This window comes from Serratia sp. J2 (assembly GCF_046269175.1).
Lineage (GTDB): Bacteria > Pseudomonadota > Gammaproteobacteria > Enterobacterales > Enterobacteriaceae > Chania > Chania fonticola_C.
Genome location: NZ_JBKABN010000052.1, coordinates 1 through 10,868, shown reverse-complemented (window position 1 = coordinate 10,868; position 10,868 = coordinate 1). Strand labels below are relative to the sequence as shown.

Annotated in this window: 9 protein-coding genes and 2 pseudogenes; 5 read left to right on the top strand and 6 right to left on the bottom strand. The window is 47.2% G+C overall.

What is annotated here, in order from left to right; translation table 11 throughout:
- The first annotated feature begins 137 nt into the window (after nt 1-137).
- A complete protein-coding gene (locus ACKWMY_RS27275; RefSeq protein ID WP_409487430.1) occupies nt 138-1,616 on the top strand; it encodes a diguanylate cyclase in 1,479 nt (492 codons plus the stop codon).
- A 146-nt stretch (nt 1,617-1,762) separates the two neighbouring features.
- Nucleotides 1,763-2,080, top strand: coding sequence for a hypothetical protein (locus tag ACKWMY_RS27270; protein ID WP_409487429.1), 318 nt, complete (start codon nt 1,763-1,765; stop codon nt 2,078-2,080).
- Nucleotides 2,081-2,356: 276 nt separating this feature from the next.
- Here ACKWMY_RS27270 and ACKWMY_RS27265 read toward each other — a convergent pair whose 3' ends face one another.
- The 5 genes and pseudogenes from ACKWMY_RS27265 to ACKWMY_RS27245 form a co-directional block, all read right to left on the bottom strand.
- Nucleotides 2,357-3,007 (bottom strand): CPBP family intramembrane glutamic endopeptidase, encoded by a 651-nt coding sequence (locus ACKWMY_RS27265; protein ID WP_409487428.1) that lies wholly within the window; start codon nt 3,005-3,007, stop codon nt 2,357-2,359.
- A complete protein-coding gene (locus ACKWMY_RS27260; protein ID WP_409487427.1) occupies nt 3,004-5,118 on the bottom strand; it encodes a peptidase domain-containing ABC transporter in 2,115 nt (704 codons plus the stop codon). The genes ACKWMY_RS27265 and ACKWMY_RS27260 overlap by 4 nt, the downstream gene beginning before the upstream one ends.
- Nucleotides 5,111-6,385, bottom strand: coding sequence for an HlyD family secretion protein (locus ACKWMY_RS27255; protein WP_409487426.1), 1,275 nt, complete (start codon nt 6,383-6,385; stop codon nt 5,111-5,113). Before ACKWMY_RS27255 ends, ACKWMY_RS27260 begins: the two co-directional genes overlap by 8 nt.
- 62 nt (nt 6,386-6,447) lie before the next feature.
- Nucleotides 6,448-6,597 (bottom strand): annotated as a pseudogene (locus ACKWMY_RS27250) (helix-turn-helix domain-containing protein); the annotation flags it as partial.
- A gap of 449 nt (nt 6,598-7,046) precedes the next feature.
- Nucleotides 7,047-7,923, bottom strand: a pseudogene (locus ACKWMY_RS27245) (IS3 family transposase); the annotation flags it as partial.
- A gap of 622 nt (nt 7,924-8,545) precedes the next feature.
- Here ACKWMY_RS27245 and ACKWMY_RS27240 point away from each other — a divergent pair.
- From ACKWMY_RS27240 to ACKWMY_RS27230, 3 genes are read left to right on the top strand one after another with little or no spacing between them, the layout of a single operon-like run.
- On the top strand, nt 8,546-9,214 hold the full coding sequence (locus tag ACKWMY_RS27240) for a CPBP family intramembrane glutamic endopeptidase (protein ID WP_409487425.1): 669 nt from the start codon (nt 8,546-8,548) through the stop codon (nt 9,212-9,214).
- A 49-nt stretch (nt 9,215-9,263) separates the two neighbouring features.
- On the top strand, nt 9,264-9,533 hold the full coding sequence (locus tag ACKWMY_RS27235; RefSeq protein WP_409487424.1) for a hypothetical protein: 270 nt from the start codon (nt 9,264-9,266) through the stop codon (nt 9,531-9,533).
- Nucleotides 9,534-9,538: 5 nt separating this feature from the next.
- On the top strand, nt 9,539-9,862 hold the full coding sequence (locus ACKWMY_RS27230) for a hypothetical protein (protein WP_409487423.1): 324 nt from the start codon (nt 9,539-9,541) through the stop codon (nt 9,860-9,862).
- A gap of 215 nt (nt 9,863-10,077) precedes the next feature.
- On the opposite strand, the gene ACKWMY_RS27225 is transcribed toward ACKWMY_RS27230, so the two are convergent.
- A partial coding sequence (locus ACKWMY_RS27225; RefSeq protein ID WP_409487422.1) for an Rpn family recombination-promoting nuclease/putative transposase occupies nt 10,078-10,868 on the bottom strand: 791 nt, incomplete at its 5' end.

The following is a 10,868-nucleotide window of genomic DNA, read 5'->3' as shown; positions in this document are numbered from 1 at the left end:
GTTAATCACACAAGATGCACCAGAGAAAACTATACTGGAAAAAACGGGCGTATCGCGGGCGACCTTTTACCGACTGAAGAAAAGGACTCGGATAGAGCAAATCGGGGTTATACGTGAAAAGACGAAAAGATAAGACGATGTTAAAAATGGAAGAAAAAAAAATTAATATCAACCGAATTCACTTCCTTTATGAAGCGTTGGCCAAGAGGCATGCTTCTCCTGAAGAGACCTACCATGCTATCCTCAATGAAGGGTTAAAAGCCTTTAACCTGTCCCTGGGTATTATCAGTCAGATAGAGGGAGATCGTTACTCTCTGCTTGCAGTTTCACCAACAAGAGGAGATATTTCAGCTGGCATGGTTTTTGAGTTAAAAGACACCTATTGCCAGCGAGTGGTCAGCGAAAATAGAATAATAAGCGTTGAACATGCAGGAGAGCACCCTGGTTTTAATACTCACCCCGTCTACATTGGCATGCGGCTTGAAAGTTATATCTCGGCACCAATATGGGTGAGAGAAAACTTATGGGGTACACTTAATTTTTCTTCCACTCAGGTAAGAGCAATATCTTTCTCTGAGGATGACTATGAATTCATTAGTTTAATGGCTGAGGGTATTGGCTCGTTAATCGAGATGAACTTGTTAATCAGTGAAAATGAAAACGTCATTTCAGCGCTAAGAAAAAATAACGACATTCTCGAAAGCATTTTTGAAAACTCAACCATCGGGATGGCGCTGGTAGCCCCTTCAGGCCAGTGGGTAAAGGTTAACAGCGCCTTGACCCGTATGTTGGAGTACACTGAAGATTATTTGCTTTCCATCAATTTTCAGCACATCACACATCCTGATGATTTAACCACGGACTTACAGCAATTAGAGGCACTTTCCCAAGGCAACATTCCGTTCTATCAATTGGAAAAACGATATCTGACGGCGTCAGGCCATTATATCTGGATCCTTCTGAGTGTCTCTCTCGTACGTGAAGATAACGGTAATGTCAAATATTACATCGCTCAGATTCAAAGTATTGATGAGCGTAAAATGATGGAGATAGAGCTCAAAAAACAAAAAGAGGCGCTGCATAAGGTCAATATTATTCTGGAGCGCATGGCCACGGAAGACAGTCTGACGGAAATTGCCAATCGTCGAAAATTCATGCTCTGGTTTGAGCGTGAAATGATCAGAATGGCACGCCATCCCGTCCCTGTATCACTTGCCATTGCCGATATCGATTTTTTTAAATCGTATAACGATGATTATGGTCACCAGGAAGGCGATTTTGCCCTAAAGAGTATCGCCAGAGAACTCAGTCATACTCTACGAAGCCAGGATAAAGTCGCACGGTTTGGCGGGGAGGAATTTATCATGCTTTTCCCTGAAACGGATGAAAAGGGCTGTCTTTTGGCTTGCGAAAGATTACGAAAAAGCGTTGAAAACCTGACCTCGCTCAGAAGAACGGTCACGATCAGTATTGGTGCAGTGACATGCCATCCGAAAGAAGGGGAGCTTGTTCACTTTGATGATTTACTGAAAGTGGCAGACTCAAAACTCTATGAAGCGAAAAGGTCTGGGCGAAATCAGGTGAAAGTGACCAACTTAGAAGACCATCAGGACTAATCTCTTTTCTATCTCAATTCGAATTAGGTAAAAACCTTTAGGTGGCTGTCGGGCATGACAGTTTTCTGCACCATTAAATTTCAATACAAACAATTAATTATCTCCTTAGCGTGGTTTTTTACATCATTGGCCCTCAAACCCCTTCTATGCTGTATTTTGTCTCAGGTGGGCGCGGCAACAACGGCGGTGATCGTTCAGACAATGGTGGCGGAACCCGCGGTCATGATTCTGGACGTGATGCATCAACCGGGGCGGGTGCCGCAGTCGGCGGTGTCATTGGTGGAATGGTTGGCGGCCCTGTAGGTGGTCTCATCGGTGGCGTTGCAGGCAGCGTGATTAGCGGTGCTGGATTTGATGCCGCCTGGAATGCTACTCATGGCAACAACAGCGGCAACAACGGTGGGGGTGGTGCCTTTGGCGGGGATAGCAACAAAAACAGTGTCAATGGTCAGTGTCACTGGTAACTTAGACTAGGCTAGGAAATCCCTGGCCTAAAAAGCTCGGATGACAATAATAATGAATAAATTTCTTAAGGCCTTCGTACTTTTTTTTGTTTGTTTTACTGTCGCTAACCTTCTTCAGAGCGTTAACATTGATGCCTATTCCGTTGTTACATCCTTGTGTTACTCGGCGCTAATTGCTTTAGCGTATTTGTTTTTCACCAGTGGGTGGTGGAAAAGAAACGTACTAAACATCAAGAACGACTAATTGGTGGATATGCAGTATTTTCGACTCTGACATTAAGAAAAATAATATCCGAGCGTCATGATAAAACCATTCATCAGCATATGCAGCAGTATCGGTATTGCCAATCCCTTCGAAACAACACGTGCCGCAATCAAAAGCAGCGACACCAGCGTCAGGATCACGAACGTGCGTATATCCGAGTATTGGGTATGTAGAATGGCAAAGACAGTTGACGTCGTGAGCGCAGAAAGGTAGATGTTTCCTCTGAAGACCTGAAGCAACCCACTGAAAAGACATCCTCTGAACACCATTTCTTCGTAAACAGGAACGATAAAGACTAACAGGAATGTGTTCACCCAAAATAATTCTCCTCTCACCGCTTCTTGTTCGGTCATCCAGCTTTCCGCTTTCCTGATCCCCAGAATATAGGCTCCTAGGTATTGGGTCAGCAGAATTAACAAGGTGAACGCAATCAATAACCTACCGTTTATTTCCCCCATACCCATGTTGTGTGCTTTTCTAAAAAAGACAACATATAACGGTACGATAACTCCGAACTCGAGGAGATACAGAACGGGTAACGCCAGACCTGTTTGCACAAAAGCGGCGTTATCGGTTAACAACCAGGGGTAAAAGGTCAAGCCCACCATGAGCAGAACCATCGCAAAGCAGGCCAGCATGAATGCAAAGCGCGATTTGTTCATTGCTCCGCCTTGTTGGTCAGAGCAATGATGCGATCGGCTGATGCAATGGTGGTTTCTCGGTGGGCAATGATCACCCGCGTAATATTGAGACTCTGGATAGCTTGATTTACCACCGCCTCAGTCTCTTTATCCAGTGCACTGGTTGCCTCATCCATGAACAGGATCCCGGGCTTTTTGTAAATGGCCCTGGCGATGAATAGGCGTTGCTTTTGACCGCCAGACAACCCTTCGCCCAGCTCACCGATCAGTGTTTCATACCCCATTGGCATGCGCATGATGACCTCATGCAGATAACTGGCCTGGGCACATTCATACATCCAGTTTTCATCCACGACGTCCGTAAATCCGCAGATATTTTCCCGGATAGAGCCGGAGAACAGCTTATCGTCCTGCATCACGCAAGCGATCATCTTGTGGTAGTTATTGATCCCCAGTTTCTGTATATCGATGCCATTTACCTGAACCATTCCGTTGTCGGGGGAAAAGAGCCCACACAAGACCTTCATCAGTGTGGTTTTCCCTGCACCGGAAGGCCCCACGATGGCCACGCTTTCTCCTGCCGCAACGACGATGTCCAGTGCGCTGAAAATGGCCGGCGACTGGCTGTCGTAACGATAGCTCAGCGAATGAGTACTCAGCGACATCGGCTGCAGCCGAGCTTCATAGGGGATGTCGGGTTTGCAATTCTCGCGTGGATGCAGGGCTATATCGGCAATACGCTCGTTGTGCAGGCTCATCATACGTAACTGCAGTAAGAAGTTGGTCAATGAGCTCACGCGATCAGAGAACTGGCCCCGGAATGCACCGAACGCCACGAACATGCCGATGGTCATCTGGTTGTCGATCACCAGGTTAGTTCCCATCCACAGGATCACCACCTGATCACAGGCGGCAATCAGGGTGTTGATGCCGCCGAACAACATGTTCATCTTGGTCACCCGGATACCGGTATTAATGCTGTCGATTTCAAGGTTAAGCCAGTGGGCACAGCGCCTTTCTGCCATACCCTGCATCTTCACGGTTGCGATACCGTACAGCGTCTCCATAAAATAGGAGCCCGCCCGGGCGTTTCTCACCAGTGATTCCTCAGACAACTGCCGGTAGTAACTATAGGTCAGCAAACGCAGTAGCACGTACAGGGCGGTGAAAGCCAGAACGATCCAAGTTAGCCATCCTCCGTACAACACCATCATCACCAGCACGCCGATCACCATGATGCTATCCATGATGGCGCCGACGATACTGGCAGTGAAGGTGCTGCGCAACGCATCCAGGGAGCCAAAACGCGACTGTATGTCACCTAATTTACGTCGTTCGAAATACCCCAGCGGCAAGCGCAACAGATGATTGAATAGTCCGGATTGCCACTGGACGTTGATGAGCGTTGTCATAACCAGCGACGACCAGGCGCGAACCATGCTGACTGCCGCACGCAGCAGAATAAAGAATAACAAGCCGATGCAGATGAGGGTCAACAGTCCGCGATCCCCAGCAGGGATCACGTGGTCCATAACCAACTGCGTGCCAATCGGCATCACCAGGTTAATGGTCTCGATCACCATCGACAGGCAAAATATCTTGCCAAGTGTGCCCTTGAGACCATGCACACTGCCCATCAGCGTACTGAGGCTGAATCGGTTACGCTCAGTACGCGCTTTAAATGCGCTGCCTGGCCAGACTTCAAGTGCCACGCCGGTAAAACTTTGAGATAACTCTGCCATACCCACGATTCGACGCCCACGAGCCGGATCGTGTAAGACCGCACGGTTATGCCTGACGCTCACCAGCACCACAAAGTGATTGAACTCCCAGTGTAGTATGCACGGCATTTTCAGGGCGCCAAGCTCGTCGATATCCAGCGACAGGGGGCGCGTGGCCAATCCCAACTGCTCGGCGATGCCGGTTAGTCCGGACAAGGTGGCACCGCGCGCCGACAGATTAAACTGCTGGCGCAGTGCAATCAGATCAACGTTCTTGCCGTAGTGGCCGCAAATCATCGCCAGGCAGGCTAGGCCGCACTCTGAGGCTTCGGTTTGATGAACCAGAGGGACGCGGTGACGTAGTCGCATTTCTAACTGGCTGACCAAGCTTTTAAAGGTACGTTTACTCATTGACTGGCCCCATTGCGCTGTGTTTCATGTCGTAGAACGGCGACAGCATCCATTGATAAATATTCCTTTTTTCCAGAAACAGGGTGCTCTGCGCTTTCATACCGTTTTCCAGGCTCAGACGTTTGCCGTTGTAGGCAATGGTCTGTTTCTCCGGTCTGACAATCACTTTATAGTACGGCACTGCGGCAGTCAGTGCGGCTTTGGGCGCCCCCTGGTAGGTCAGCATTTCCTGCGGTGAAGCCGGGGTTTTGGATATGACGGACACCGTACCGGCGAACTGACCGAATTTCTCCGCCGGAAAGGCGTCATAACGTACGTTGACCTTATCTCCAGTGGCAATGTAGGGGATGGCGTCGTTGGGCACCCAGAGTACCAGGGCATAGTGATCAATGTCATGAGGGAGCACCTGCAATAGGCTGTCGCCGACGTTGACCATCTGTCCGACCGTGACGCTCAGCGAATCTATGCGACCGTCGGCCAGCGCGCGGACGATGATCGTCCCGCTGGCATCGATGTTCTGCAACTCCTTCTGTAGCTCATAGCGTTGCAACTCCATCTGATAAATCCGGTTGTCGAATTCGGCGGCCTGTGTGTGGATCTGGCTTTCCAGTGCGGTGATCTGCAGGGCGTTTTGCTCGTTTTGGCCGGAGAGACCCAGCAGGTTGTTCTGCTGCTGGTAATACAGCGCCACCTGGTTGGTGAGTTGATCCTTGTTGATCAGCCCCCTGGTCTGATAGTGCCGGTAGTTCTCCATGTTCTCCTTCATGATGCGTATCCCTTCCTGGGCCCGCTGAAGGATGTCAGTAGAGTGGGCGAACGCGGTGGTATACTGTGCCTTCTGTTTTTCTAACATCGCGACAGTGGCCTGTTTGTTGCTTTCCAGTCGGCTGATGATCTGCGCAATGCGCGCCAGTTGGCCATCAATGTTCCGGCGCTGGTTGTCGCTGACCACGCCGCTGCGGGTACTTTTGCTTACGTCGATCTGGTAAATGGGATCACCAGCTTTGAGCGCTTGCCCTTCCGTGACAAATTGTTTGACCACCACACCCTGAACTGTGGAATAAACATTGGCAGCGCGCGGATAGGTACTGATCTCTCCGGTCACGTTGGCCCGTCGGGTATAGGTGCCAGCGATAATGAAGGTGAGAAACGCGACGAGAAAAAATAGGCATAACCCCGCAGTGAGCCAAAAAGGCATACCGGGGAGGAGAAGCGCCCGACCGCGCCATTTCATTTTCTGATTATCAATCGCTTCTTGGCGAAACACGGTTTTTCTTCCTTAAAAGAGGGGGGGGGAAGAGTCTTGCCTATTATGTCGATAAAAATTTGCTATGCATTCGTCTTGCTGCGAGCCAGCATCCGATACATCGTTGGGCGTGATACCGAAAATAACTCTGCCAGATCGCTGATCGAATATTGTCCTACCTCATGCATTTGGCGCAGCTCTTTTTGTTGTTTATCAGACAGTTTTGGGTGTTTCCTCGCCTTTCATCCCTTTCATTTCACAGAAGCTTGGAGCGCATCCCTGGCTCCGGAAATAATTTTAATATCACTTATGCTTAACTCTTCCATTAAAAATCCCTTTCATTTAAATAGAAGGAAAGGAATAATAGATATAGGCATAATGGATGTAACCAGCGTTTTAATTAAACTATGGATATCGCCCCGAAAAAACGAGGGGTAAAAAAATGTCATAGTTTCATGCTTCCATCTTAAGATTAATCTACTATATAATTAATAATCTGAAGAACGTACTTAAAGGATTTCTTATGGTCTTTTAATGTTACTTTCCACTCGAACTAAACCTCATCATAGATTACTAATGGTAATTATTATCATTACAAAACTTAGTCAAGGTCAAGACCTTTTTGTTCTGGTAGGGGGAGTGATCTTACCCACGAACAATGGACACACGACTAAGAGAGGGTCTAGTTTTCAAATTGTGTTGGGCTGAGTCCGCCACAGGCACTGTGGCGACACCAGCGATTGTAATCGCACTCGATATAATTAAACACCACCGTTCGCATTATTTCTTGGTTGGTAAAGCGTTCGCCACGGATACATTCCACCTTCGGCGAGTGTAAGAAGCTTTCCGCACAGGCATTGTCGTAACAACGGCCTTTGGTGCTCATACTGTTACGCAGGTTATGGCGTTTCAGTAAGGCCTGGTAATCCGCTGAACAGTACTGGCCACCTCTGTCAGTATGAACAATGACATTTTCCGGGCGCTTACGCCCCCACAACGTCATCTGCAATGCATTGCAGGCATCGACTAGCTGATGACGGCCTGCGACCACAGTTCAATGACCACTGCAAGGTAAAGCCAGCCTTCATCAGTGCGAAGGTATGTGATGTCACCCGTTCGGTCCACTGGTGTTAAAGTCCTGCTTCAGCAGGTTTTCAGACACTGGCAGGCCATGTTCACTGTAACTGACCGGGCGGAACTGGCGCGAGGACTTTGAGCGCAGTCCCTGACGACGCAAGCTGGCGGCAATGGTTTTGACGTTGTACGTCGGAAGCTCATCAGCAAGACGCAGCGAGCCATACTGCTGTTTTGCGTCACTGAATGCCTTTCGGACAGCATTATTGCAGACAAATGGAATTGCTGACGTGGGGCTATCTGATACCGACGCAGGCGCCAGGTATACCAGCCACTGCGTGCAACACAGAGCACCCGGCTCATGGCTTTGATGCTGAACTCAGCCTGATTTTTTTCGATAAAGACATACTTCATTTCAGGCGCTTCGCGAAGTATGCCGCGGCCTTATGGATAATGGCCAACGCTTCATCCTTTTCAGCTAGTTTGAGAGTTTTTTGGCGAAATTCGGGCGTGTACTGCTTGCGGTATTTAGATGTGAAGACAAAAAAAGTGTTGGCATTCCATTGATGAGAATGATATTCTTTTAACAAATGAGGCTTTTTAGTTTGCTAGGTCATCCTTAAAAAAATGGATCCATTCTGCATTACTTTTCAGCTGCTTATCTCATGACATAATAATTTTAAAAATAAAGCAGACAGAAATTATATCCATCGAGTTCCAGAGGTGATCCTTGTTTCGCAAAGAAGTAACTGATAGACATAAGATGAAATAGCAGGGAAGAGCCATTTACTTCCCTAGATTCCTCCTTAGTCGATTATGTTCATATGTGTTGTCTTCCTCGCGGCTTTTCTGGCTTCAGTCATTTGCGTTTCTTTATGTCACTGCCGGAGGAAAGTGCATGATAAGGGAGTTGGCGAGGGGCTTTCTAGAGGGTGGAAACAGCGCGGTTTTATTATAAAATAACTCTATCGTAAGCTTGCAATCCTATTTATGGATGAGGCGCTAAACGTCATGGAAAATGAGATTGAATGATTGGTTAAACAGGAAGTTAGAAAGTTTAACATTACCAGAGCAATTATTTTATTGTAATGTGGAATGAGAAATAAAATGAAGAAAAGTAACTATATAGAAAGAGGTGATTCTGTTAATGGTTTTTTTTCGATGTTTTTACTGTGGTTTTTTTTAACATTCATCCCGTTATTTATGGCGAGCGGTGAACTTCTGCTTAAAAAAGGACTGCTGTTTCCTTTATTGTATGTCGTTGAGTTTTCCGCCATATTTATGTTTTATATTTTATATTTTAGGAAAAGACACGGAATGGGGAAAGGGAAGTTTTGCGTGTCGCATTATTTAACTTTCCTCCTCTCCATTCTCGTTGTTCAGTTCATTCTCCCGCATTTCCTTGGCCTCGATAAAGTAGATGGATGGACTGCGGCGCAGATATCTCTACCAGGCTGGGTGCTGATTTTTAATTCATTTTTGCTTGTCTTTATTGTTCCTGTTTACGAAGAGATTGTATTTAGAGGTTGTCTTTTTAATGCTTTGATGCACTGGTTCAATGATAATATTATTTGGGCTGCAATTGTTTTATCGATAATATTTTCTCTTGCCCATACTCAATATGCAGGCTGGCGAGCTTTTTTTTCATTATTTATTATATCCATGGTTTTAACAGCCGCAAGGGTGAAGTCGAAAGGTATCTACCTTCCTATTGCGTTACATGCAACAATGAATGGGGTTGTTATCTTAGCTAATTACTTTATGATATTTAAATAGTTGTTGGCTTTTTTTTAGTTTTTGAATTTGAAATTTAGATGGGGTTTTAATGATTGATATATATTTCATTCCGGCTATTTTTAGTGTGTTAGGCTTTTTGTCTTTAAAGCCTTTCATAGCAAGGTTTGGCTTGGCTTTTAGGTTTTTAATATCATTTTTTGTTTCTTGCTTGGCTATTTTTGTTTATTTTATTGCGCATTCTAATTTGAATGATTTTTCAATACCTCCACTTGGTAAAAGCTATTTTCTTGCACCAATTTCGCTTTGTTTGCTAAATATGGTCGCTTTGTGGGTGTTCATGAAACTGAAAAAGGAGTAGCTACAATGAAAGTATTAAGTTTAAATGAGATTGAAATGGTTTACGGTGCTTCTGGTCCAAGCATTGATCCTGGTAATGCACAAATAATTAAAGATGTCGCTATCGATGCGGGTATTGGAGCTGCGTTTACCCCTGGTGCACCTTGGATTGGCGGAGGACTAGGGGCCGCAGGCAGTGTAATTCATGGTGCAATTAATAATGGACCCGTTGGCGTCGAAATGCCCAAAATTCCTTTAGGGCCAACCTGGAATGGCTCATCTCGACCACCCAAGCCTCCTATTTGTATGAGTAAGTGGGGTCAATACGAAACCTTCTGCAACGGGCTGTAAGCCCCAATAAGTTATAATAATAATGTCCCAAGGTGAGATTATGTCTCACCTTGACGCTTAGCGGCAATGCCCTACCCGAAACGCCATCCTGACGCGCCAACCCCAACGCTGCCAAGGCACAGAACGCCAGATGGCTAAGCGCTGAGGTGGTATTTCCCGTGGATACGGTTTCAGTCTTGTCTAACAATACCTATCCTGCCTGTCGTGACGAGGAATTAATGGCGAATTTGTGCCAGGTCGTCAGCCGTCAGGCCGGTCATTCTCATCACCGACTCGCGATCGAGGCCATTTGCCAGCATCGTGCGGGCCACTTCGAGTTTGCCTTCGAGTTTGCCTTCGAGTTTGCCTTCATGCCGCCCTTTCTCAATACCGCGCTGTTCACCCAGCTGGATACCTTTTTCGATACCCTTCTCGATGCCTTTTTGTTCAAGCTGTTGTGCAATTGTCATCAGTTCATCCTCATGTTGCGGCACCCGCAATGCCAGTTCGCGAACAAATGCTTGTGCATCCGCCGATTCACCGGCCTGGATAATATAGTGTATCAGCGAAATGACCTGTGGCGAAGACAGATAGCCCGCCAGCAGAATGGCGGACAGTCTGTCCGTCAGTTCAGCCAGGTCGCGCTGCCGAATATGTTTCTGCAGCAGGGTCAGGGCGGCCATGCTGCGGTGGTTCATGATGTCTTCGTCGGGGATGACCGTCACATCAACCAGAGGAAAATCGCCGCCATACAGTTTCCCCGCCAGCGTGGGGTCATCAAACTCCTGCAGCCAGTTGGTGGAGTACGGATACGGGCTGCGTTTGCCGGTATAGAACAGGACGGGTATGACCAACGGCAGCTTTTTGTGACCCGCCTCAAGATGACGCTGCATGGCGGCCACTGCGTATCTGAGCAGCCTGAAAGCCATGTGTTTATCCGGTGTAGATTGGTGCTCGATCAGCACCATCACGTAACCGTCAGCGCCAGTAGTGGTTTTCAGGCTGTAGAGCACATCACTGAAATACT